Origin of the sequence: Listeria sp. ILCC797, assembly GCF_900186185.1 — a bacterium.
In the GTDB taxonomy this organism is placed as follows: Bacteria; Bacillota; Bacilli; order Lactobacillales; family Listeriaceae; genus Listeria; species Listeria goaensis.
In genome coordinates this window covers 153109-178056 of the sequence record NZ_FYBS01000005.1, presented here as the reverse complement: position 1 = coordinate 178056, position 24948 = coordinate 153109, and the positions used below count along the sequence as shown (strand labels likewise).

Below are 24948 nucleotides of genomic sequence, written 5' to 3'. Positions count from 1 at the left end.
ACCTATACCTCTTTTATGTTACTAATTAGATGTCGTTGAACTATTTGTACTGTCATCACTATTGTCTTGAAGTGTCACAGTTAATACTTGCTTCACTAGCGTTGGTGCAAGTTCGAGCGTTTCGCCGTTTATTTTAACAGTAGTTACAGGGGCATTACCAACAACAATCGAAATGGTTTTGTTTTCACCACCATCAATGGCTTCACTCTTTTCCCCGTCTTTTAAAATACCGTTATAAATGTTAGCGCCTGCTTCTGTAGAAACGCCTACCCAGCTATCGCCACCAGATGCTGATAATTCAATCGTTAGCTTATCCGCATTTGCGACTGTATACGTTGTTGCATTACCTTGTGTTTCACCTTTTGTAATCGTAACTTGTTTGTCTTCCTCTTTTTTCGCTTCTTCTTCTTTCTTCTTAGCATCAGCAGCTTTTTGCTCTTCTTCTTTTTTCTTCGCCTCATCATCACTATTAGTTGATTTTTTTGTCGAAGAACCGGTATCGTCCTGAACTTTAACCGTTTGATTATCGTTCGTCGAAGTCACCTGATCATCATTTGATTTATTGGCAAAAACAAAATACCAAATAATAAAGAGAATAAACAGGATAAAGAGCGCAATAAGCACTTTTGGTAAAATATCAAAAAAACGATTTCGCGTTGAAGCAGACCCGCCAACAGAATGCGTTGTAAGTGGCGCCGCCTTTTTTTGTGCCCTACTTTGCTCTTGGTTCACCACTTCTTGTTGCGAATAAGGAACTTCCGATTCGAATTCAGTAAATAATTCTGCGCTGTCTAAATCGACTGCTTCCGCATATTGTTTAATAAAAGCACGCGTATAAAATTTACCAGGCATAACCGAATAGTTGCCCTCTTCAATTGCAACTAAATATCTTTTTTGAATTTTAGTAATTTGCTGTAAATCATCCAAACTGAGTCCTTTTTCTCGACGTGCAGCTTTCAGTTTGTCGCCTAAATCAGTCAATATAAAACACCTACCATATTAAATCTTAATTTATCTATCACATGTTCCAGCCACCATTAACACCCAGAGTCTGTCCAGTAATATAATTATTTTCATCACTCAGCAAATAAGAAGCGGCATTTGCAACATCAACAGGTGTAGCAAGTCGTCCTAACGGAATTTCCTGCTTTAAGTCAGCCTTTTCACTTTCAGAAAAACGCTCTAGCATCGTCGTATCTACAGCGCCTGGTGTAATCGCATTGACGGTCGTTCCAGTATACGCTATTTCTTTGCTTAACGCTTTTACAAAAGCAAGCTGTGCACCTTTCATTGTTGAGTATACAACTTCCATTGCTGCTCCAACTTCTCCCCAAATAGAACTTATAAAAAGAATTTTGCCACACTCGCTCTTTTGTATTTTGGGTAAAAAAGTGCGAACTAAGCGGAGCGGCATTTCAACATGTATTTGATAAAGATGTTTCAATGATGCATCTGAACTATCCATAAAAAGTGTATATTCAGATTCCCCAGCAGCATGAACAAAAACATCAAGTTGAAAAATGGAGTCCACAATGTTTATTAAACTTTCAGGATTTCTAAAATCAGCTTGGATTGGAAAAATATCGACTTGCGAATTAGCAAATTCAGCCATAATTTCTTTAATACTTTCGAAATTCTTGTGATAATGCAAATAAAGATGGAAACCATCCTTTGCAAGACGCCTCGCAATTGCTTGTCCAATTTCACCACTTGCTCCAGTTATAAAAGCATATTTATATGTTTTATCCATTTTAAAACTCCCTGAAAACCTATTAAATTCATAATAGCATGACTTCGTTTATAATACCATTTTTTCGTTGAGTTTGCTCATAAAAACTTGAGATTTTATACTTTTCTTTAATTTTGTTCAGGTAAAAGGGTGAAAGTTGTAATTTTATCCTCATCAGCCAGAGATTGGATAAAAGAATCAATGTCCGATTTAGTCACCGCTTCAAGTGCTTCTGGAATATCAAATAATGAGGCATCTTCTAAAATATATTGACTAAACTGATTGGCAATAAATTCAGGTGAATTAAGCGATCTCAAAAATTGCCCGATTTTTTTACGCTTAACAAGTTCTATCGTTTCTGCTGATACACCTTCTTTGGCGCTTTTAAAAATAGCGTCTTGAATCGCTTTTGACTGTGCATCAGGGTCCTCGGCATCCCCACCAATAATCACAAACGAAAAGCTGTCTTGTAGCGAATAATCAAACCCAAATGTGTCATCAATGACGCCCGCATTGTAAAGGTTTAAATAGTTTTCTGATGTTGTTCCAAATAAAATTTCTAGCGCAATATCCGCCGTCATTTCATGTTTAACTGCTTCAAAACCACGCAATAACCCGATATCCTCTTTCACGCCCACTAAAACTTTCGCTACTTGCACAGGAAATGATACATTTCTATGCTTCATAGCCACTTGTTTTTGTTCGTTCGGGAAAGAACGTTTTATTTCAGCTGGCGGAGCAAACGATTTTTCACTTTGATTTTTACGAATGTCTGCCATCATTTCCTCTGGCTCAAGTTGTCCGACAACAAATAACACCATATTGCTTGGATGATAAAACGTGTGGTAGCAAAGATATAGCAAATCTTTGTCGATTTCCGCGATGGATTCAACCGTTCCCGCAATGTCAATTTTAACTGGATGCTCTTTATACATATTTTCAATTACGCCGAAATAAGCGCGAAAGTCAGCATCATCGTCATACATTCGAATTTCCTGACCGATAATTCCTTTTTCCTTCTCAACCGTTTCTTTTGTAAAGTAAGGTTCTTGTACAAAATTAAGTAGTGTTTCTAAGTTTTCCGGAATGTTTGATGTCCCCGAAAACAGATAAGCGGTTCTAGTAAAAGATGTAAAGGCATTTGTAAAAGCCCCTTTTTCCCCGAATTTAAAGAAGATATCGCCTTCCTCTTTTTCAAACATCTTATGCTCTAAAAAGTGAGCAATACCGTCTGGAACATGTTTCATTTCCGTTTCGCCAAGTGGAACAAAGGTATTATCAATCGAACCGTAATTCGTTGTAAAAATCGCAAATGTTTTACTGAATCCTTTTTTGGGCAGCAAGTACACTTTCAAACCATTATCAAGCTGTTCATGATAAACGCTTTCGCCAACTTGTTTAAAATCGATTTTTTCCATCAAACTCACTCACCTTTCTCCAAGAAATAAATCGTATCTTCTTGAATTTTTTGTATCGCGGCAACAACTTCTGCTTTTGTCGTCGCTCTAATTTTTCGGATCCAATTTTCAAGCGTTAAATCGCTCTTTTTAAGCACGTTACTATACGCCAGCTCAATTAGTCCTTGGGCGCCGTCACTTGTTTCAAGCAATTGGTTGATATACAATTCTTTTGTTTGCTCAAGCTCTTCTTCCGTAAAATCTCCAGCTTTCATTGCGGCGACTTGTTCTTTAATAATCGTCATTGCTTGTTCGCGATTTTTTTCGTCAATGCCTGCTGAAATGAGCATAAATCCTTTAAAGGAATCTACTCGGCTAGAGGCATAATACGCCAGACTCGCTTTTTCACGGACATTGATAAAAATTTTCGAATTCGCGTAGCCACCCAATAAGCCGTTTGCAATTTGCAGTGGGACAAAATCAGGGTCACCGAATAAAACGCCCGTATGGTAGCCTAACACGAGCTTTGCTTGGTTGATGGGTTGGTTTTCGGTAATCAAACGTTCAGCAGTTGCTGGTTTTGACGGGACAACCGTTAGCTCTTTCATTTCGCGTTCACTAAAACCTAATTTTTTCACAAAAGGAGCTACTTCATCACGTGACAAATTACCACATATGAACAGTTCAATCGTATCTTCGCGAAGAAATTCTTGATAATAAGAATAAAGATTTTCTGCGGTGATACCCTCAAGCTCTGAAAGAATGCCCGCAGCCGGATATTGAAAAACGTCATCTGCGAACATTTCCTCGATAAGGCGCATATTCGCATAACGAATTTTATCGTCATAAACGCTCTCAAGTCGACTCTTCAAGTTCACTTTTTCCCGAGCAAACGTTTCTACATCAAAAGCTTTTTCAGACACATTTGGGTTGAAAAACACTTCGTTTAAAAAAGCAAACGCATCGGCTAAAAGTTGTTCTCCTTCTGGCACAAGCTGCCCGTCCACCATATCTAAGACAGCCGTAATGATATGCTCATTGCCTTTTTTCTCGACCGAAGTAAAAAAATTGGCGCCGTACAAATAAGCAAGCCGCCGCCTAAAGGTCGTTTGCGTTTTATATGTAGCATTATTCGTTTCAAGCATCATAGCAAGAAGCGATCGTTTCGTAATTGTTTCACGTTTTAACGGCGAACGAAACTTAAATACAATACGATTTGATTTAAATTTTCCCGTTTGAATAAATGTTGTATGTATTGTTCCTAATTTTTCTTGATAATAATCCATATTGAAGGCTCCTTCCGATTTTACCCTACCCCTCATTTTAGCGTAACTGCTGCGGAAGTACAATTCTAAAAGCTGAGCCTCTGCAAAATGCAGAGGCTCAGCTTGTGCGCATATTTATAAGGGTATTATTTTCCTTTAATGTAATTGATGCCGTCTGCTTTTGGCGCTTCTGCTTTACCAATGAAGCCGACAAGTGCCAAGATTGTTAAGACGTAAGGTGCAATTTGTAAATAGATATCTGGGATTTCTTTGAAGAATGGCAATGAGCCTCCCGTGATGGCAAGACATTGTGCAAATCCAAAGAAAATAGCAGCGCCCATTGCGCCAAGCGGATTCCATTTACCAAAGATCATGGCAGCTAGCGCCATGTAACCTTGTCCTGAAATTGTTGCATGACCGAAGTCTAACGTAAAGGACTGTGCGTATACAGCACCACCTAGGCCACCTAAAATACCAGAAATAATCACACCTTGATAACGCATGAAGCGTACTTTTATCCCCATCGTGTCAGCCGCAAGCGGATGCTCCCCAACCGAACGAAGACGAAGTCCAAAACGTGTTTTATAAATGATGAACCAAGAGAGTATTGCGAATAAAATCGCCACATAACTCATAACTGGCACATTCATGAAGAAAATTTCACCAATGAATGGAATATCTTTTAAACCAGGAATATCCGGTTTCCCAAAATAATAGGTGATTTGATCCGTTTGACCTTTATCATAAATGACTTTTACGAGAAAAAGTGAAAGTCCTGTAGCTAAAAAGTTAATCGCTACACCCGAAATAACATGATCAGCACGGAAATTAATCGTTGCAACTGCATGGACAAGGGAAAATATCCCACCAACAAGCATCGCTGCAATTAGTGATATCCACGGAGTTAACGCACCAAAGACATCTTGAAAAGTAAGGTTAAAGACGATTGCCGAGAATGCACCCATGACCATCATACCTTCTAGCCCGATGTTAACGACACCGCCTCGTTCAGAATAAACGCCGCCAAGTGCTGTGAAAATTAGTGGTCCTGCCATGAGTAACGTACTGGAAACTATCGTTGCTAAAATCGCAGTCATTCTGCTTTCGCCCCTTTCTTAAATTTCGCCATCGTCCAACGAATGATATAACTAGATGCTACAAAGAAAATAATAAGGGCGATGATGACATTAACTAATTCATTTGGAACTCCTGCAACAGCTGGCATATTGAGCGCACCAATTTTAAGGGCACCAAATAGTAAAGCCGCGAAGATAATTCCAATCGGAGAGCTTCCGCCGAGTAGGGCTACGGCGATTCCGTCAAAGCCGATACCAGGCGAGGCACTCAGGACGTATGCATTTCCATATGTACCAAGGCCTTCCATAACGCCGCCAAGTCCTGCTAGACCACCTGCAATGACCATTGACATAACGATTGTTTTCTTAACGCTCATTCCGGCATACTGGGAAGCGTTTTCGTTAAAACCAACTGCTTCAATTTCATAACCAAATGTTGTTTTATTTAGCATCAGCCAAATAATTAAAGCGAAGCCAAGTGCAATTAAAATCCCCCAGTGCAAGGTCGAATATTGTGTGATTTCTTGCAAGAACGCGGATTGTAGCGAAGCACTTTCGCCAACAGTTTTGGTTTTATCAAGCCCATCGGTTAAGAGATTTTGAACGACATAGTTGAAAATATAAAGCGCCGTATAGTTAAGCATGATAGTTACAATAACTTCATTTACGCGCAAAGTTGCTTTTAATATCCCTGGAATGAACGCCCAAAATGCGCCAAAAAGGATACCGGCAATAACGGCTAGTGGCAAATGAATCCATTTCGTTAAGCCATCAAATTGTAGCGCTACGATAATCGATCCTAGCCAGCCCATAAGCATTTGCCCTTCTGCTCCGATATTGAAAAGCCCTGCTTTAAACGCAACCGCTACTGAAAGCCCGACTAAAATGTAAGGCGTCGATTGACGAATGGTTTCACCAATGTAGTAAGGTTGACCGACAACGCCGTCAATCAGAGCGGAATAACCAGCAATTGGATCATAGCCAAAAACAAGCATGATGATAGCTCCGGAGATGAGTCCCAAAATAACGGCAGTCACGGGAATAACAAGTGCATTTAACATACTTTTGACTTTACTCATGAACTTCTTCCTCCGTTTCTGCCTTTACTTTCGAGCCAGCCATTAAGAGTCCTAGTTCTTGTTCCGTTGTTTCTTCTGGCTTCACGATAGCTACGATTTTGCCTTCGTAAATAACCGCGATTCGGTCACTCACATTCATAATTTCATCAAGTTCAAACGACATTAAAAGAACCGCTTTTCCTTTATCGCGCTGCTCAATCAAGCGACGGTGAATAAACTCGATTGCCCCAACATCTAACCCACGTGTTGGTTGAGCCGCAATAAGAAAATCAGGGTCGCGACTTACTTCCCGAGCTATAATCGCTTTTTGTTGATTCCCCCCTGAAAGGGCTTTTGCTGCCACGTATTCGCTACTTGCGCGCACATCATATTCTTCAATTAAACCACGCGCAAAATCATACATCGCTTTATGATTTAAAAAGCCTTTACTTGAGATTGGTTTCTTATAATACGTTTGAAGCGCAATATTTTCGCCTAAACTCATCTCGAGCACTAAACCATGTTTATGGCGATCCTCTGGAATATGTCCTAACCCAGATTCTGTAATTTTACGCGGTTTATTGTTTTCAATAGATTGTCCGTTTAATTTAATCGTGCCTGCCGAAACTTTTGTCAAACCGCTAATGGCTTGAATCAATTCACTTTGTCCATTTCCATCTACACCAGCAATCCCAACAATTTCTCCTGCACGAACAGACAAGTTTAAACCACGGACGCTTTCAACGCCTCGTGCTTCTTTTACTACTAAGTCTTTCACTTCAAGAACATCTTTACCGGGAGTAGCTGGTTTTTTCTCCGTTGTAAAGACGACTTCACGACCAACCATCATATTCGCTAGTTCTTGTGGATTTGTTTCGGAAACATTAACAGTTCCCATTCCTTTACCACGTCGAATAACAGTGACACGGTCACATACATCCATAATTTCTTTTAATTTGTGCGTAATTAAAATAATCGATTTCCCTTCTTTAATTAAAGCGCGCATAATTTGAATGAGCTCTTTAATTTCTTGCGGCGTAAGCACCGCTGTTGGTTCATCAAAAATTAAAATATCTGCACCACGATAAAGTGTTTTTAGAATTTCAACACGTTGCTGCATTCCAATTGAGATATCTCGTACAACGGCATGCGGATCTACACGTAAACCATAACGATCAGAAATTTCTTGAATTTCTTGAATGGCCTTTTTCTGTTCAATGACGCCAAATTTATTAGGTTCTTTACCTAAAATAATATTTTCTGCCACTGTGAATTTGTCGACAAGCATAAAGTGTTGGTGGACCATTCCAATACCGAGATCATTAGCTTTATTTGGGCTATGAATATCTTCTTTTTGACCTCTTACGCGAATTTCACCACCATCTGGTTCATACAAACCGAATAGTACGTTCATTAGTGTCGACTTTCCTGCGCCATTTTCACCTAACAAAGCATGGATCTCTCCCTGCTTTAACTGTAAGGTAATGTTATCGTTAGCTACAAATCCAGAAAACTCCTTTCTGATTCCTAACATTTCAATAACATAATCCACATTCTCACTCCCTTTATCCGCTTCTTCAAAACGGAAAAACAGCCACTCGCGCATTTCTCACGAAAGACGCCGCCTCTCCCCGATCAGTCTAAAAGCGATTCTCGAGTTTTTTATCCGTTTATATCAATGCACTTTTCTGTAAAAATATGTATGTACGATAAATCCTAGTATCAATAAAAAAGGCATCACTTTATTTTATTTCTATTTGCTTTCCAATGCAATCATAATTTATAAAAAAACAAAAATATCTTTTGGGTTTCTTAGTAAAAGGGTTTACCTATCACTAGAAAGCGGTTTCATTTAGAAATTGAATGACAGGCCGCCAGTGGAGGCGGCCTTGCCAGTCTTTATTTCATCACGGTTTTTCTGGAACTTTAATTTCACCATCAACAATTTTTTGCTTATATTCGTCAACTTTTTTCAGAATATCAGCAGAAATATTTTCTTGATGTGGAGATAGTCCAACAGCATCCTTATCTAAACCATATTCGATTTTCTCGCCACCAGGGAAATCCCCTGCTTTAGCACGAGTAGATAAGTCTTTAACAGCGATATCAACACGTTTAATTTCAGAAGTTAAAGTAACATTGTACTCTTTACCATCGTTTGCTTTAACTTTTCCTTCGTCCCATTGGTCACGGTCAACACCGATTACCCAAACAGCACGGCTAGGATCTTTTTTCTTCAAGTTTTTCGCTTCTGCAAACACACCGTTACCAGTGCCGCCAGCAGCATGGAAGATAACATCTACGCCGCTTGAATACATTGTCGAAGCAATTTGTTGTCCTTTATCTGCTTTTGCAAAATCATTTGCATATTGAACATCAATTTTCGCATCAGGATTTACAGCTTTTACACCTTCAGTGAAACCAGCTTCAAAACGGTCAATAACTTCACCCTTAACACCGCCGACAAAACCAACTTTATCAGTCTTCGTAGTAAGTCCAGCTACTACACCAACTAAGAAAGATCCGTCATTGTCTTTAAATCCGATACTTACAACATTATCACGATCATCAATGTTATCATCGACAATAGCAAAGTGATTATCTGGATTTTGCTTAGAAACTGTTTCAATCGCTTCTTTTAATTTGTAACCAATACCGAAAATTAAATCATAATCAGAACGAACAGCTGTGTTTAAGTTTGTTTTGTAATCAGCTTCAGATGCAGATTGCAAGTAGTTATAGCCATCTGTACCTTTTTTCATGTCGTTATCTTTACCGAACGCTTGAAGACCTTCCCAAGCTGATTGGTTAAATGAACGATCATCTACACCGCCAGTATCAGTAACCATAGCAACAGTGAAGTTTTTATCACTATCTTTGCTACCTCCGCTTTTACTATCCGAATCATTCGAACCACAAGCTCCCAAAACTAAAGCAGAAGCTAAAACTGTTGTTAGTGCTAAAGCAAATGTACGCTTTTTCACCTGCAAACCCCTCCCAAGAGATAAAATGTCAGCTAGATTTAACGGTTTACTACGAACATTCGTATCTTTTTAGGATATGTAAGTTCCCTTTTTGCTAAAAACGAAAATTCTTTGTAAACGTATACCTCTAACTGTTTTTAATATACCATGTTCTGCCTTAGAAATAAACAATGAAAGTCACATTTTTTAAATACAAGTAAATTCCGAAAATTTATTTTTATTCTAAACCCGTTCACTTAGTAAGCGTTTACATTTATTTCTAAAGAAAAACCAGTTCAAAAAATGAGCTGGTTTTCGTTATTATTCTTCCCCTTCAATTCGTTCAACGTTCACTCGGCGGGGTTTACTACCTTCATGTGGACCGACTACTCCGCGTTGCTCCATCTCGTCAACGAGTCTAGCAGCCCGGTTATAGCCAATTCTGAATTTCCGTTGTAACATCGAAACAGAAGCGGTTTGCATCTCTATGACAAGCTGGACGGCTTCATTGTAAAGTTCATCTTCACTTTCTTCTGCTACATCAGGCACATCATCTGGAATCATTTCTTCGTTATACTGCGCTTTTTGTTGCGCAATCACGAAATTCACCACTTTTTCTACTTCTTCATCGGATAAAAACGCACCTTGTACACGTGTTGGCTTACTTGAACCTACAGGTAAGAACAACATATCACCACGGCCTAGTAACTTCTCAGCGCCTCCCATGTCTAGAATTGTTCGCGAATCCGTTGCGCTAGAAACCGCAAAAGCAATGCGTGAAGGAATATTTGCTTTAATTACACCCGTTATGACATCTACAGAAGGACGTTGCGTTGCAATAATGAGGTGGATACCAGCGGCACGCGCCATTTGGGCGAGTCTCGTAATGGCATCTTCCACATCATTTGAAGCAACCATCATTAAATCAGCAAGCTCATCGACAATGACGACAATAAATGGCAATTCTGCTTGTTTTTCTTCATTTTCTTCGTTATGGCGGCGAACATGTTCATTATATCCTTCCATGTTTCGTGTCCCAGTATGTGAGAACAAATCATAGCGTCGTTCCATTTCAGCGACTACTTTTTGCAAGGCTTGTGCCGCTTTTTTCGGATTGGTTACGACAGGTGCTAATAAGTGTGGAATGCCATTATATACATTTAGCTCGACCATTTTAGGGTCAATCATCATCATTTTCACTTCATGCGGCTTGGCACGGAGTAAAATACTTGTGATGATGCCATTAATACAAACTGATTTCCCGCTACCTGTTGAACCTGCAACGAGTAGATGAGGCATTTTGTTTAAATGGGCTAACGTTGCCTCGCCGGAAATATCACGCCCGAGCGCAATTTGGAGTTTATCTTCAGGTTTATTTTGGCTGTTATTCTCAAGCACTTCACGCAATGTGACGACTGCCACATTTTGGTTGGCAACTTCAATACCAATAGCCGATTTCCCTGGAATTGGTGCCTCGATACGGATATCTTTCGCTGCAAGGGCAAGCGCAATATCGTCGTTTAGCGAAACAATTCGGCTTACTTTCACACCAACTGCGGGTTGCACTTCATATTTGGTAACAGCGGGTCCTAAATGCACCTGTGTTATTTTCGCCTTTACACCGAAACTTTCAAATGTTTCTTCCAGTTTCCTAGCATTCGCTTTAATTTGGTCATACTCCGCAGATTGATCGGTCGGCTTAGCTTCTACCAATAAATCAAGAGAAGGCAATTGATAGATTTCATTTTCAAAAGACTCTTGTTCAAATTTCAATTCAGCTTGAACAACTTCCTCTTTTTTCTCCTCCGCGATAGTTTCTACAACAGGTTCTGGAGCTTGATTTTGGCTGAAATTAGAAATAATCGGTGGCAATTTTTCTTCGACGTTTTCTTTTTTGGGTTCCTCAGCTAGTTCTTTTGGTAATTCATTTTCTTTTGGTAATTCATTTTCTTTTGGTAATTCATTTTCTTTTGCTAGCTGTTTTTGCTCGCGCTCAGCTTTTCTTTCTTTGCTTTTTTCATTCCAAGCTTTGCATTTTTGGACGACGAAAGTTACCGCTTGTTTGACTTTTTCTTTCACAACAGCAAGCGGAACTCCAGAGGCAAAACACAAACCTACGAAGACAAGAATAAGTCCGATTATATTTGTTCCTACTTTAGACACGAGAAAATAAGTAATCGAGGACACGAAAGCCCCAATCATTCCGCCCCCAACGGTTAGGACAGTGCTTGGGTGAATGAGGTTTGTGAACGCAACTTCCCAAGAATATTCCAAAAACGCTCTGTCTGCTGGAAGGTTTTGCGCGATAAAAGTCATATGTAAAAGGGTTGCGAGTCCGATAAATATTAAGTAAATGCCAATGAGTCTTTTCGAAAACATTTTCGGTCGCACGCGTTTAATCATCAAATAGCCACCGAGAATAACAAGGCCAATTAGCAGGCCATAGCTAAGCGAGCCAACTAATAGTTCGCCGAGCGCGTAGACGTGTTGGCCGATAAACCCTAATTTGAATATACCAACGAGTCCTAATGCAATTAAAATAAGACCTGTAATTTCGAAACGAAAAATAGGATTATTTTTTTTCTTTGAACGCGAATTTGTTCGTTTGCGCGTCGCCGTTTTTTTCTTTTGAGTTGCCAATATTTTCCCCACCTTATTCTCAGTTTCTCATGAAAATCCTGCTTTATTATAACATATTTCAACTTCGCTTGACTCATTCAAAAGTCCTATTTACCAAACAAATGTACGTAAAAAACCGCAACACTTAATGGAAAAGTCGCGGTTTTCTTGTTACAATTCGGCACCACTTTGAATAATTTTATTGACAATGCCGTATTCAATCGCAGCATTAGCAGAAAGCCAAAAATTACGATTGGTGTCTTTTGCAATTTTGTCAAGCGGTTGTCCAGTTGCTTCGCTAATCATACGGTTAATTCGTTCACGCATTCTAATAATTTCACGCGCTTCAATTTCGATTTCGCTATTTTGACCTTGCCCCCCACCAAGAGGTTGATGAATCATGTAATGCGTGTTCGGCAAGCTAAAACGATTTTTCTTTTTAGCTGCTAAATAAATTGTGATGCCTGGACTAGCCACCCAGCCAGTGCCGATAATACGGACTTCCGGTTTGACAAAACGTATCATATCATGAATTGTATCTCCTGCTTCAATATGGCCACCTAGGCTATTAATAAAGATTGTAATCGGATTATCATTCAAAGATTCTAAAAGCAACAACTGACTAAAAACTTCTTTGGCTAAATCTTGATTAATTTCGCCGTATATTAAAATGGTCCGATTATCAATCATTTTTCGTGTTAATAAATGATTAATATCTTGGTTTCTGTCTACTTCCATTCTGCACTCCTCTTCAAAACAATTTATTTGTTCATTGTACCTTTTTGAGCAAACAAGTTCAAAAGATATGTGTAGTAGACTATAGAAAACTTCAAAATAAAACGCAAGCACACCTTCCACAGACAATGAACGAGAGAATTTGCGTGCATTGAACTAACAGTTTCCCCGAGGCCAGAAATCCGAAATTTGCTGTTTGTCAGAGTTCGGTGCATTTTATAAATGCGGCGTCCGTTTCGGTCTCATTTTACCGCCGCGGACTTCTGACATACTTCCGCCAACTGCCAAAAAGGCCTCTGGATCAATGTCGTCTAAAATCGCTTTTAATTTGACTTCTTCAAACCGAGAAATAATAACAAAAATCACTTTGCCCGTATGGCCTGAATAACCGCCAGTAGAATCAAGATAGGTCACACTTTTGCCAATTTGCTCCATAATTTCAAGCCCAATTTCTTCATAGTACTTGCTGATAATAAAAGCACTTTTTGATTCGTCCATTCCTTGAATGACAATATCAATGACTTTATACGCTAAAAAGTATGTAATGAGAGAATACATCGCTCTATCCCAATTAAAAGCAAATCCTGCTACACAAAAAATAATAATATTGATGACCATAATGATTTGTCCTGTAGAAAAAGGCGTTTTACCATTAATGATGATGGAAACAATTTCCGTCCCGTCAAGCGCCCCTCCGTTACGAATTACAAGTCCCACGCCTAGTCCAAGCGTCACACCGCCAAAAACAGTTGCGAGCAGTAAATCATCTGTTACAGGTTCAAAATCATGCAGTAAAAGTGTCACAATAGACATGACCGCAATGCCATACAATGTGAATAAAGCAAATACTTTACCAATATGCCGGTAACCGAGAATAAAGAAAGGAATATTTAAAACAAAGGTTAATATACCTAGAGGAAGCGGCGAAAGTTGCGAGATAATAATGGAAATCCCCACTACGCCACCATCTAAAATTTGATTATTTACGAGGAAAAGTTCAAGGCCGACACCCATTAATATTGCGCCGACAGTAATAATAAAAATTTTATAGAACAGCCACTTTATTTTTTTACGCCTACGAATCTTCACTTCTCGTAATGCTTGTTCTTCTAAAAAATCCGAGTTTACTTGCAAAGCCATCACTTCCTGTTTTCCGCATTTTATCTCTTTTTAGTATAGCATAGCCACTTTTAAGTTGTATAGAAACTTCATTTGGTGAAGTACTTTTACACTTGCCGAATTCTCCTTACTTATAGTAAGATAAAAGGTGCGCAACTTGTGGAGAATAGCATAACAATGCGTATCTTTTCACATAATAAATTAATAAAATAAGGGTGATAAAAAATGAGTGACTATCAAGTGTTGTTATACTACAAATACACGACAATTGATGATCCTGAAACATTTGCAAAACAGCATAGTGCTTTTTGTAAAGAAATTGGATTAAAAGGAAGAATTTTAGTAGCGACCGAAGGGATTAACGGAACAGTTTCAGGCACAAAAGAAGCTGCCAAGCAATATATGGAGCATATGCATGCCGACGCTCGCTTCCAGGATATGGTTTTTAAAATAGATGAAACCGACAAACATGCCTTTAAAAAAATGCATGTCCGGCCTCGTACGGAAATTGTATCGCTTCATTTAGAAGATGATGTAAACCCTCTCGAAGTAACGGGAAACTACATGGCACCTGAAGAATTTCGCGAAGCTCTAAAAGATCCAGACACGGTTGTCCTAGATGCAAGAAATGATTATGAATTTGATTTGGGACACTTTCGCGGTGCCATTCGTCCAGATATTAAAGCATTCCGCGACTTACCAGAATGGGTAGAAGAAAATCGCGAACAATTTGATGGTAAAAAAATCGTTACTTACTGTACAGGCGGAATTCGTTGTGAAAAATTTTCTGGCTGGCTGAAAACGGCAGGATTTGAAGACGTTTCGCAACTCCACGGCGGTATTGCCACATACGGCAAAAACGAAAATACAAAAGGCGATTTATGGGACGGCATGATGTATGTGTTTGATGAACGTATTTCTGTACCTATCAACCGTGTTGAACACCGAGTTGTTGGCCGTGACCATTTTGACGGGACACCGTGCGAACGCTATATTAACTGCGCGAATCCTTATTGCAACAAGCAAATTCTTGCTTCAGAAGAAAATGATGAAAAATATTTGCACAGTTGTTCTCATGAATGCCGCGTTCATCCTGAAAACCTCTATGTAAAAAATAACCACCTTTCTCAGGAAGACCTAGAAACTCGCCTTCTTGCAATTGGCGAAACGTTATCAAAATCCATTCGTTAAATGGAAAAAGCAAAAATGCGTCTTTGCATTTTTGCTTTTTATTTTGCCAACTTCTGAAAATCAATTCCTCGTGCCATACAAAAATCTTGCAACTCACCCTTCACAATGAGCGGCGTGCCAGAAATTTCAAGCATATTTTTAGCGTCAGCAAGCACGAATAAAGCCGCCAAATTTTCTTTAAAAAGTCTCAGCTTCTGAATAGTTGCCCCCTTCCCTTCTTTTTTCAAAGAATGAAGAACAAGGCCAGCGATACCAGCAGCTTTTGCACCTAAAATAAAACTTTTCATCATATCAAGTGGCGTTTTGATTCCTCCCGACGCGATAAATTCCATGTCGCTAAACTCTGGTCGCTTAACATCAAGCAAAGACTCTGCCGTTGTTAACCCCCACTCTTGCATAAAATCATAACCTTGATCTCGTCTTCGGTCATTTTCAATTTCTGCAAAATTAGTTCCACCACGTCCGCCAAGATCCACAGTTTGAACCCCAAGTTCTTTTAAAAGCCGAACCGTTTCAAAGCGCATACCAAAGCCGACTTCTTTGACGATAATCGGGATATTTATTTGTTCCGTATATTTTTTTATCGCCTCTGCCCAGTGCGCAAAATGACGGTCACCTTCACGCATCACGAGCTCTTGCGCCGGATTAATATGAATTTGTAATATATTTGCTTCTAACATTTCGATGGCACGCTTCGCTTTTTCAACGGAAACTTCCGGGCTTACATTTGCAAATAAAATGCCGTTTGGGTGTGTCTTCCTGACAATTTCATAGGTGGGAATTAAATCCGGATTTGAAAGAGCAGCAGACTGTGAACCGACAGCCATCGCAAGGCCGGCTTCACGTGCGATTTCGGCTAAATCTTGATTGATATTTTTCGTGTGTGCACTGCCACCTGTCATAGCGTTAATATAGAAAGGGACATCAAACGTGTGCCCTGCAAATTGTGTTTGTAGTGAAACGTCTTGTACGTCTAAGCGAGGAAGTGACGTTCCTAAGATTTGTAAATCTCGAAAAACATATTCCGTTCGCTCATAGTTTTTTAAAGCAAGCGTCACATGTTCGTCTTTTCTGCGTTCTCTAAGCAGCGCTTCTTTTTTATCCAATTTCTTCCCCACTTTCTTCATTTGAAAACTTGACTTCAAACGGGCTAATCTCGCTAAACCATTTTGCTTTTTCCCCTTCTGTCGGGGTGTAAACGGCATTATTCTCCATTAAAATTAAACCGTGAAATGTCTGAATATCGTCCTCACAGTCCTCGCAGTAGGCAATCTCATCTTCATTCCAAGCTGCGAAGAGAACGTCTTTTTTTAAAGCTTGATGCGGATAATCTAAAATGAGTTGTTGGGCGATTTCGCGATATTTTGAGAAGGCTTCTTCTTTCTTCTCAAAAGTAAAACTTGAAACGATATTTTCTTCCCATTCTTCAAAAAACCACCATGGTTCGTAGTCACCTGTTGTTAAAAGCACTTTCCATTCAGTCATTTGAAAACATCTCCCACACTACAGAATAGTTAAATTATAGCAATTGGACTGCGGAAAGTAAATTTTTGAAACTCGGGAGAAAAAGCGCTAAACTAAGATGTAAAGGATAAATGAAGGGTGTGTATCAGGATGGCAATTGAAACAGCAATTATTCGCGTTACTGGCTTTGTGCAAGGTGTTGGCTTTCGCTATACGACAAAACATGTGGCCTATAAATATGATGTTTGCGGGACTGTAAAAAATTTAGATGATGGTTCTGTTGAAATTGCGGCGCGTGCGGAAAGTGACAAGCTTGAAAAATTTATTGAGGCTGTAAAAAAAGGCCCCTCGCCTAGTGCGCGCATTCAAGAAGTTTTCATCTACAAAGGCGCTCCTGTTCCTGAAACGAAAACTTTTGATATCGTTTACTAAAATGAGGGCTTGAATTCCAGTACTATTTGAATTATAGTTAAGGAATGAACCGGGAAAGGAGCTGATGCGCGTCGTGACAATTCTTGTTCAAATGTTTTCAGAGCCAGAGTATGTATCACTTACTGTGACATTTTTACTTATGCTTGCGCTATTTCGTTTTTGGCCAGTTATCACACTGTTTAAACCTAAAATGTTATCGCGCGCTGAAGCAATCCATGTTTCTCATTTAACGATTGATAGGCGAATAGAAATGGTCAATGAGCATGTTAGTTTCGTCGTTAATTGGATTGTTGCTACTTTGAAAAAAAGTCAGTCCGATGACGAAGAAAGCCATCGTTCTTAATCTTTCAAGCAGAATGAACTTTTAGGAGGAAATAAGAACAGTGAAGAAGAAAAAAATTATACTCATTAGCATGCTTGCGGTGGCGCTACTCGTCCTTTCTGGATGTAGCATGGATCCATCACAAAATCAGGACGGCTTTTTCTATACGTATTTAATTGCACCACTTGTTTGGTTTATTCAGTTTGTGGCATCATTCTTTAACGATAATTACGGGATTTCTATCATTATTACAACTCTTATTATCCGTGCCATTATCATGCCGCTAAACTTGCGTACAGCGAAAGCACAAATGTCCATGCAGTCCAAAATGGCTGTTGCGAAACCTGAAATTGATGATATTCAAGCGCGCTTAAAACGTGCGGCAACAAAAGAAGAACAATCAAAAATTCAACAAGAAATGATGACCGTCTATAAAAAATATGATATTAATCCGATGCAAATGGGTTGTTTGCCACTTCTCATTCAAATGCCGATTTTAATGGCGTTTTACTATGCTATTCGTGGATCAGAAGAAATCGCAAGCCACACTTTCTTATGGTTTAATTTGGGCTCACCAGACACGATTCTAGCTATTATAGCCGGGCTCGTCTATCTTGGTCAATATTTTATTTCAATGATTGGTTATACTCCTGAACAGAAAAAACAAATGCGTATCATGGGATTACTATCCCCTGCGATGATTTTATTTATTTCGTTTTCAGCGCCTTCTGCACTTGCTTTGTACTGGGCTGTCGGTGGGATTTTCTTAGCTGGTCAAACTTTACTTACGAAAAAACTTTATATGAACAAACATCCAGAAGTTAAAGAAATGGCGAAAGAAGAACGCGAATTCGAAAAAATTGTCGAGGAACAAAAGAAACAACAATAAAAAGAAGCTGGGGCGTTATAACCCCAGCTTTTTTTTATTTAGTTACCTCAGCTTCTTCTTTTTGAATAACAGGTAACGTGATGGTAATTTCTGTGCCTTTATCTTCTTCGCTTTTTGCGTTAATGGTTCCTAAATAGCCTTCAACTAGCTGCTTGGCGATAGCTAGTCCTAAGCCGTTCCCACCTTTTTCGCGACTGCGTGCCTTATCTACGCGGTAAAAACGATTAAATACTTTATCAATTTCATCAGCAGAAATTCCGACACCGTGATCGCGAATTGAAATGTGAATTTTGTCTTTCACTTTGAAAACATTCATATTCACTTCTTTCGCTCCGTCCGAATACTTCACAGCGTTGTCCATAATAATAATGAGTAGTTGTTCCAAATGATTGTGCTGAATCATCGCATGTAAATCGGTTTCTTTCTCGTCTAAAGTAAAAGTAAAATCTTCATACATGACTTCAAAATTGCGTTTTACTTGCTCCACAACATCGTTCACATTGACGATTTGAAGTTCTTTTGTTTGAGAAACTTGTTCAGCGCGCGATAAATCAAGCATTTCTTGCACTAAGCGTTTCATTCGGTTGAGTTCGGTTAGCGAAGCATTTAATGATTCGTCTAACACCTCTGGATCACTTTTCCCCCACCGATTAAGTAGTTTCAAATGACCTTCCATAATTTGCACTGGTGTCCTCAGTTCATGCGAGGCATCTTCCACAAATTGTTTTTGCTGCTCAAAGCTCGTTTCAATTCGCGTCATCATGTCGTTAAAAATAACGGTAAGCTCAGTAATCTCGTCACGCGACTTGGATGTCGTTTCAATTCGTTTTTGGAAACCATTATTGCGAACATCATTCATTCCTTTCGCCAGTTTCGTTAACGGACTCAGGAAGTTTTGTGCGAGCAAATAACCCAACATTCCACTAATAAATAGTGCAACCCCGCCAAGAATGAACATCGTTACAAGCAATTTACCCATAATTTTGTTGTAACTTGTTAACGGATTAATAATTTGAACATAACCGATAACAGTAGAATTATCACTTATGGATGTAATTGGACCTTGTGAAATCAACATTTTATCCCCATTAATCGTGGGCTTACTTGTCACCCGTTCATTCGTTTGCCGAAAATATTGTGTAAAATCGTTGTTGGCCGTTTTTGTACTGGCCGTTAAAAAGTACTTTTGAATATATTGCCCATCTGCATCATAAAGCGCAATGACTTGGTCTTGTATTTTACGGCTGATGTTCGGATTTTTATCGAAAACTTCGACCAGCAAATCCGTATTATCAAGATTTCCGCTTTTCAGCACTTCATTGGCTGTTGTTTCAGCTAACAACGAATCGACTTTCTGCTCTTCTTCATTTAAAAGCATTTGTCCAATGCCTTGATAAATTGCGTATGAAAACAGGAAAAATGTAAGGAAAATGGCGGCACTGGCGCCGAATGTCCATTTAAACTTTAAAGAACGGCTCTTTAGTGAAAAGTTACTCGTCGTCATGTACGCATCACATAGCCTGTGCCCCGAACGGTCTGAATATAGCTTTCTTCATCAGGGTGATCGATTTTATTCCGCAAATAACGGACATAGACGTCCACCACGTTCGTTTCAACCTCAGTTTCGTAACCCCAAACCTTATTTAAAAGCACTTCTCTGGTTAAAACAATGTTGATGTTTTCCATTAAGGTTAAAAGTAACTCATACTCCCTTTTTGTTAAGTCGATAACTTCCTCACCTCGGCGAACAATGCGGCTTTCCTTTTCTACAACTAAATCACGATATTCGAGCGTCGTTTGTTTTAAGGATTGCTCAGCATTTTCAACGCGACGAAGGAGTGAGCGCAAGCGCGCAAGAAGTTCTTCTATCGCAAATGGTTTTACGATGTAATCATCTGCCCCGTGATCCAGTCCTGAAACTCGGTCAATAACTGAATCTCTTGCTGTTATCATTATAATTGGTGTTTGCTTCACTTGACGAACGCGTCGGCATACTTCTACACCATTTAAATGCGGTAACATTAAATCAAGTAAAATGGCATCCCAGTCTTCTTCGAGTGCAAGTTCTAGCCCCGCTCTTCCATCATTAGCCACTTTTGTTTCATAGTTTTCATGTTGAAGTTCAAGCTCTATAAAACGTGCTAAATTTTTTTCATCTTCAACGATTAAAATTTTACTCATCTGAAAAACCTCTCTTTCGGTTTCAAAAACATCATACCTATTACTATTGTAACTAACTTTGCAGATAAAACAACTAATAATCCCTTTATGACAACTTTTTTGATAAAATCTTAGCTGATTTTAAGAAATCAGACTTATTGCTGTAAGTATACCAGCCTCCATAAAAAGCTGTAAACAAAAAACACACCTCTTAAAAGAGATGTGTCTTAGTTATTTTTATTCATCAACTTCTGGCCACTCTGTATGGAACACGCCAGGTTTGTCGACACGCTCGTACGTATGAGCGCCGAAATAATCGCGTTGAGCTTGGATTAAGTTCGCTGGTAGAACTTCGGAACGGTAGCTATCATAATAGCTGATTGCCGCTGTGAACGTTGGAACCGGAATCCCAGCTTTTACAGCTTCAGAAACTACTTCGCGAAGTGCTCCTTGATAGTTATGCGCAATATCTTTAAAGTATGGATCTAAAAGAAGATTGCTTAAATGCTTATCATTATTGTAGGCATCTGTAATTTTTTGTAAGAAACGGGCACGAATAATACAACCCGCGCGGAAAATTTTCGCAATTTCCCCGTATTGAAGATCCCACTCATACTCGTCGCTCGCCGCTTTCATTTGCGCAAAACCTTGGGCATAAGAAGCGATTTTACTGAAGTACAAAGCACGACGTACAGATTCAACAAACGCCTTCTTATCACCATCAAAATGATAGCTAGAAGGGCCGCTTAAAATGGTGCTGGCGTATTTACGTTCATCTTTAAGCGCAGAAATATAACGCGCGAAAACAGATTCTGTAATGAGCGAAAGCGGTACGCCTAAATCAAGCGCGCTTTGGCTTGTCCATTTACCAGTACCTTTTTGGCCGGCTTTATCTAAAATGACGTCAACGATTGGTTTCCCAGTTTCATCGTCACGCACTTTTAAAATGTTCTTCGTAATTTCAATTAAGTAGCTATCTAGTTCGCCTTCGTTCCATTCTGCGAAAACGTCAGCTAATTCATCGTGATTTAAACCAACAATATCTTTTAAAATCGTGTAGGCTTCAGCGATGAGTTGCATGTCGCCGTATTCGATGCCGTTGTGCACCATTTTAACGTAGTGACCAGCACCATCTGGACCAATGTAAGTGACACACGGTTCACCGTCTGCAACAGCTGCGATTTCACGCAAAATTGGCGCCACTAAATCGTACGCTTTTCTTTGTCCACCAGGCATAATAGATGGGCCTTTAAGTGCGCCTTCTTCTCCGCCAGAAACGCCTGTTCCAATGAAGTTGAAACCTTCTTCGCTCAACTCTTTGTTACGACGAATTGTGTCTTCAAAGAATGCATTTCCGCCATCAATTAAAATATCGCCTTCTGTTAGGAAAGGTTTTACCGCTTCAATCATCATGTCCGTCGCATTACCTGCTTGAACCATAATCAAAATACGGCGCGGTACTTCAAGAGATTCAACAAACTCCTCTAAACTATAAGTCGGAACTAATTTTTTATCCGGATTTGCTTCCATAACCGCTTTTGTTTTTTCAGTAGAACGGTTGAAAATCGATACCGTGTGCCCGCGACTTTCAATATTTAGTGCAAGGTTACGCCCCATTACACCCATTCCAATAACGCCAATTTCTTGTTTTGCCATATGAAAATTCTTCCCTTCCTCGTATTTTTAAGGCAGAAGTCCCCTGTCTTACATTTTCTTTCAACCACTCTACTATACCAAATATTGAGAATCACGGCAAATGAATGTTTCTAGCCATTCACAACATTTTACAAATTTTTTGAAAAAGAAATCGTTTCCCCAAGATTTTCTCCGGATAAAGCAAGGGCTAACACCAGTTCTGTTAACCGTTCAAGCGTATTTTCAGAAATTTGTTCTTCCTTTGAATGCGGATTTTGATACCCAGCAGAAAGGAGTACGGTAACAAGCCCGCGCTCGTTAAACACACTCGCGTCTGATCCGCCCGCAAAACAAACGGATTCGACTGGCCATTTTAAGCGGTTTAACGCCCGCTTTAGTAATGCCACGCTATGATGGCGCTCTTCTAAACGGAAACCGGGATGTGTCACATGCGACTCCCCTTCAATTTCAACGTCGTATTTGATACCCGCCTCAAAAAATAGTTGCTTCACTTCTTCCATATACGGCATCAATTCTTCAAGCGGCATGTAACCAGATAGTTCCAATTTCATGAAAACAGTTTCATCAGCATTTTCATTAATTGCGCCTTCAAATTGCTTCACCGCATGTTTTACAGCCGGCGGCAAATTGACTTGTTTCAACTTATGGATGATAGTTCTAGCAACATTAATCGCGGATATTTGTGATTTTTTGAAATTTTGGATAATCGTAAAATCGAGCACGACATGTGACTCGCAGGCGATTTGAAAGCTCCCCACTTCTCCCGGTGCGTCCAGCGAATATCCGAAGCGTGACGTCAGCACACTTAAATCGAGCATTTTAGCCCCGAGCATCCCTACCTCTTCTTTTGCTGAAAAAATGAACTCAAGTGTTCCGTGCTTCGCTTCTGAATTCGTTTGTAGCGTGTCAATCAGCTCGAGCATAACTGCGACGCCAGCCTTATCGTCTGCCCCTAAAAAACCATTCTCACTTGTGTAAACTCCATTCCGCTTTTCCAGCTTCGGAGCCTCCCCGTTCGTTGCTGTATCCACGTGAGCATTAAAGAACAGCGCAGGAAAGTGTTCATCCGTTTTGTCTAAGCGCGCCATAATCCCGTCGTCTGATTTAACAAGTATTTGCACATTCCGCTTTTTGAGTTCTGACTCGATGTAGTCCAGTATTTCCGCTTCGTTGTAAGACGGGGAATAAATTTTTACGAGCTCTTCAAAAAAATCGGATGCGGCCATCATTCTCTCCTTCTTTCCTTTGTTTTTATATAGAATAACATAATTCTTCTTGAACAGTTACTACTATCTTGGTAAAATAAGGTAACAATGTTTCGAGAGGAGCTTATGCTGCATGTCCAACAAAAAATTTGTCCGTTTTGTGGTCATCTTAATGCTTATCGCCATCGTTCTTTCAAGTGTCATGGCTGGAGTATTGATGTTTCTTTAAAAATAATCACAATCGCCAAAAAGTCGGAGGTTCTCCGGCTTTTTTTATGCAAAAAAAGAGCAGCACTGCAAAGAGTACTACCCAAAAACATCTAGGGAGTTTAGGGGTATGGATCTAGATGTACAGTACCATACCCCTATATTCACAAAATAAAACGTTAATAAAGCGGTGTGTTATCTTGCGTCATCTCTTCCACAGACTTTTTAATGGACTGCAAGAAACGTCCTGCTAACAGGCCATCTAAGATACGATGATCAATGGATAAACATAGATTTACCATATCACGAACAGCAATCATATCGTCCACAATAACCGGACGTTTCACAATCGCTTCCACTTGTAAAATGGCTGCTTGCGGATGATTAATGATTCCCATGGACTGAACGGAGCCAAATGAACCCGTACTGTTTACTGTGAATGTTCCACCTGACATATCGTCATTTGTTAGCTTATTCGCACGCGCTTTGGCAGCAAGCTCACTAATTTCACGCGCAATACCTTTAATTGATTTCTCATCGGCATTTTTAATAACTGGCACGTAAAGTAAGTCGTTCGCTGCAATAGCGATCGAAATATTGACATCTTTATGCTCAATAATTTTGTCACCAGCCCACGTACTATTAAGCGCTGGGAACTCTTTAAGTGCACGTGCCACAGCTTTAATAAAGAACGCAAAATACGTAATGCCAAAGCCTTCTTCTTTTCTAAATGACTCTTTAATACTGTCACGATAGCGTACTAAACGCGTCGCATCAGCTTCAACCATCATCCAAGCATGTGGAATTTCATGTTTACTTTCCACCATATGTTTAGCGATAGCTTTGCGCACGCCATTTACAGGGATTTCACGGTCGCCATTCGCCGCGCGCGGATAGTCTTTCGGCGCTTCTTTAACAGCTTTTTCAGGCGTCGCTTGCTTAGCAGGAGCAGCTTTCACACCGCCATTTTCGACAAAACGAAGCACATCTTTACGCGTAATCCGACCACCTGCACCAGTTCCTGTAAGATCAGCCAAGTCAATTTGATGTTCTGAAGCCAAGTGCAACACGGCTGGGGAAAAGCGCGCGCCAGACGGGGCACTTGCTTTCGCTTCTTTTAGACTACCGCCGTTTTGTTCCACTTTAGGTTCAACTTGCGCCGTTTGTTCTTCTTTAGGAGCTTCCGCAGATTCAGCACCGTCTGCGTCCGTTTCAATCGTACAAATAATCGCACCAACTTCAAGCGTTTCATCTTCCTTGGCGATAATTTCTTTAATGACACCACTATAGGAAGATGGAATTTCTGCCGTCACCTTATCTGTTAATACTTCAGCCAAAGCATCATATTTTTCAACTTTTTGTCCCGGTTCTACAAGCCAAGAACTAATCGTTCCTTCCGTGACACTTTCACCAAGTTTTGGCATTGTAATTTCCATAACAGCCACACTTCTTCACTCCTTC

At 39.8% G+C, this 24948-nt stretch carries 22 protein-coding genes and 1 pseudogene; 5 read left to right on the top strand and 18 right to left on the bottom strand.

Annotated features, from left to right (window positions below; translation table 11 throughout):
• Window positions 1-21: 21 nt before the first annotated feature.
• From BN1609_RS07180 to BN1609_RS07130, 11 genes and pseudogenes are all read right to left on the bottom strand, one after another.
• Window positions 22-981, bottom strand: coding sequence for a RodZ family helix-turn-helix domain-containing protein (locus BN1609_RS07180; protein ID WP_088810007.1), 960 nt, complete (start codon window positions 979-981; stop codon window positions 22-24).
• Between the two features lie 37 nt (window positions 982-1018).
• The gene (gene ymfI, locus BN1609_RS07175; RefSeq protein WP_088810005.1) at window positions 1019-1750 is read right to left on the bottom strand and encodes an elongation factor P 5-aminopentanone reductase; all 732 of its coding nucleotides are present in this window, start codon (window positions 1748-1750) and stop codon (window positions 1019-1021) included.
• Window positions 1751-1857: 107 nt separating this feature from the next.
• Window positions 1858-3147 carry an EF-P 5-aminopentanol modification-associated protein YfmH gene (gene yfmH / locus BN1609_RS07170; protein WP_088810004.1) on the bottom strand — a complete coding sequence of 430 codons (1290 nt, stop codon included), beginning with the start codon at window positions 3145-3147 and terminating at the stop codon, window positions 1858-1860.
• A pseudogene (gene yfmF / locus BN1609_RS07165) lies at window positions 3128-4412 on the bottom strand (EF-P 5-aminopentanol modification-associated protein YfmF). The gene yfmH and the pseudogene yfmF overlap by 20 nt, the downstream one beginning before the upstream one ends.
• A 125-nt stretch (window positions 4413-4537) precedes the next feature.
• On the bottom strand, window positions 4538-5488 hold the full coding sequence (locus tag BN1609_RS07160) for an ABC transporter permease (protein ID WP_088810000.1): 951 nt from the start codon (window positions 5486-5488) through the stop codon (window positions 4538-4540).
• Complete coding sequence (locus tag BN1609_RS07155; RefSeq protein ID WP_088810048.1) at window positions 5485-6528, bottom strand: ABC transporter permease; 1044 nt, start codon at window positions 6526-6528, stop codon at window positions 5485-5487. The genes BN1609_RS07160 and BN1609_RS07155 overlap by 4 nt, the downstream gene beginning before the upstream one ends.
• A 10-nt stretch (window positions 6529-6538) precedes the next feature.
• Window positions 6539-8077: an ABC transporter ATP-binding protein gene (locus tag BN1609_RS07150; RefSeq protein WP_088810047.1), complete on the bottom strand. Its 1539-nt coding sequence runs from the start codon at window positions 8075-8077 to the stop codon at window positions 6539-6541.
• Between the two features lie 355 nt (window positions 8078-8432).
• The gene (locus BN1609_RS07145; protein ID WP_088809999.1) at window positions 8433-9509 is read right to left on the bottom strand and encodes a BMP family protein; all 1077 of its coding nucleotides are present in this window, start codon (window positions 9507-9509) and stop codon (window positions 8433-8435) included.
• 300 nt (window positions 9510-9809) lie between these two features.
• Window positions 9810-12128, bottom strand: coding sequence for a DNA translocase FtsK (locus BN1609_RS07140; RefSeq protein WP_088840709.1), 2319 nt, complete (start codon window positions 12126-12128; stop codon window positions 9810-9812).
• A 150-nt stretch (window positions 12129-12278) separates the two neighbouring features.
• A complete protein-coding gene (locus BN1609_RS07135; protein ID WP_088809996.1) occupies window positions 12279-12845 on the bottom strand; it encodes an ATP-dependent Clp protease proteolytic subunit in 567 nt (188 codons plus the stop codon).
• A gap of 213 nt (window positions 12846-13058) precedes the next feature.
• Window positions 13059-13985: a YitT family protein gene (locus tag BN1609_RS07130; RefSeq protein ID WP_088809994.1), complete on the bottom strand. Its 927-nt coding sequence runs from the start codon at window positions 13983-13985 to the stop codon at window positions 13059-13061.
• A 201-nt stretch (window positions 13986-14186) separates the two neighbouring features.
• On the opposite strand from BN1609_RS07130, the gene BN1609_RS07125 reads away from it, so the two are divergent.
• Complete coding sequence (locus BN1609_RS07125; protein ID WP_088809993.1) at window positions 14187-15152, top strand: rhodanese-related sulfurtransferase; 966 nt, start codon at window positions 14187-14189, stop codon at window positions 15150-15152.
• Between the two features lie 38 nt (window positions 15153-15190).
• Here BN1609_RS07125 and fni read toward each other — a convergent pair whose 3' ends face one another.
• Entirely contained in the window at window positions 15191-16258 is a 1068-nt protein-coding gene (fni, locus tag BN1609_RS07120; RefSeq protein ID WP_088809992.1) for a type 2 isopentenyl-diphosphate Delta-isomerase, read from the bottom strand.
• Window positions 16251-16637, bottom strand: coding sequence for a DUF1033 family protein (locus BN1609_RS07115; protein ID WP_088815829.1), 387 nt, complete (start codon window positions 16635-16637; stop codon window positions 16251-16253). The genes fni and BN1609_RS07115 overlap by 8 nt, the downstream gene beginning before the upstream one ends.
• A gap of 129 nt (window positions 16638-16766) precedes the next feature.
• On the opposite strand from BN1609_RS07115, the gene BN1609_RS07110 reads away from it, so the two are divergent.
• The 3 genes from BN1609_RS07110 (at window position 16767) to yidC (ending at window position 18259) form a co-directional block, all read left to right on the top strand.
• Window positions 16767-17048 carry an acylphosphatase gene (locus BN1609_RS07110; RefSeq protein ID WP_088809989.1) on the top strand — a complete coding sequence of 94 codons (282 nt, stop codon included), beginning with the start codon at window positions 16767-16769 and terminating at the stop codon, window positions 17046-17048.
• A gap of 64 nt (window positions 17049-17112) precedes the next feature.
• Window positions 17113-17391 (top strand): hypothetical protein, encoded by a 279-nt coding sequence (locus tag BN1609_RS07105; protein WP_255377330.1) that lies wholly within the window; start codon window positions 17113-17115, stop codon window positions 17389-17391.
• Between the two features lie 40 nt (window positions 17392-17431).
• Complete coding sequence (gene yidC / locus BN1609_RS07100; protein ID WP_088809987.1) at window positions 17432-18259, top strand: membrane protein insertase YidC; 828 nt, start codon at window positions 17432-17434, stop codon at window positions 18257-18259.
• A gap of 34 nt (window positions 18260-18293) precedes the next feature.
• Here the strand turns inward: yidC and BN1609_RS07095 are convergent, their stop codons facing one another.
• The 4 genes from BN1609_RS07095 to BN1609_RS07080 form a co-directional block, all read right to left on the bottom strand.
• Window positions 18294-19763, bottom strand: a complete 1470-nt coding sequence (locus tag BN1609_RS07095; RefSeq protein WP_088809986.1) for a HAMP domain-containing histidine kinase — start codon at window positions 19761-19763, stop codon at window positions 18294-18296.
• Window positions 19760-20440 carry a response regulator transcription factor gene (locus BN1609_RS07090; RefSeq protein ID WP_088809984.1) on the bottom strand — a complete coding sequence of 227 codons (681 nt, stop codon included), beginning with the start codon at window positions 20438-20440 and terminating at the stop codon, window positions 19760-19762. The genes BN1609_RS07095 and BN1609_RS07090 overlap by 4 nt, the downstream gene beginning before the upstream one ends.
• A 216-nt stretch (window positions 20441-20656) precedes the next feature.
• Window positions 20657-22075 carry an NADP-dependent phosphogluconate dehydrogenase gene (gene gndA, locus BN1609_RS07085; protein ID WP_088809982.1) on the bottom strand — a complete coding sequence of 473 codons (1419 nt, stop codon included), beginning with the start codon at window positions 22073-22075 and terminating at the stop codon, window positions 20657-20659.
• Between the two features lie 128 nt (window positions 22076-22203).
• Entirely contained in the window at window positions 22204-23304 is a 1101-nt protein-coding gene (locus BN1609_RS07080; RefSeq protein ID WP_244169941.1) for a M20/M25/M40 family metallo-hydrolase, read from the bottom strand.
• A gap of 109 nt (window positions 23305-23413) precedes the next feature.
• Here BN1609_RS07080 and prli42 point away from each other — a divergent pair, with 109 nt between their 5' ends.
• Window positions 23414-23509 (top strand): stressosome-associated protein Prli42, encoded by a 96-nt coding sequence (gene prli42 / locus BN1609_RS07075; protein ID WP_088809974.1) that lies wholly within the window; start codon window positions 23414-23416, stop codon window positions 23507-23509.
• A 157-nt stretch (window positions 23510-23666) separates the two neighbouring features.
• Here the strand turns inward: prli42 and BN1609_RS07070 are convergent, their stop codons facing one another.
• A complete protein-coding gene (locus BN1609_RS07070) occupies window positions 23667-24932 on the bottom strand; it encodes a dihydrolipoamide acetyltransferase family protein (protein ID WP_088815833.1) in 1266 nt (421 codons plus the stop codon).
• Window positions 24933-24948 lie beyond the last annotated feature (16 nt).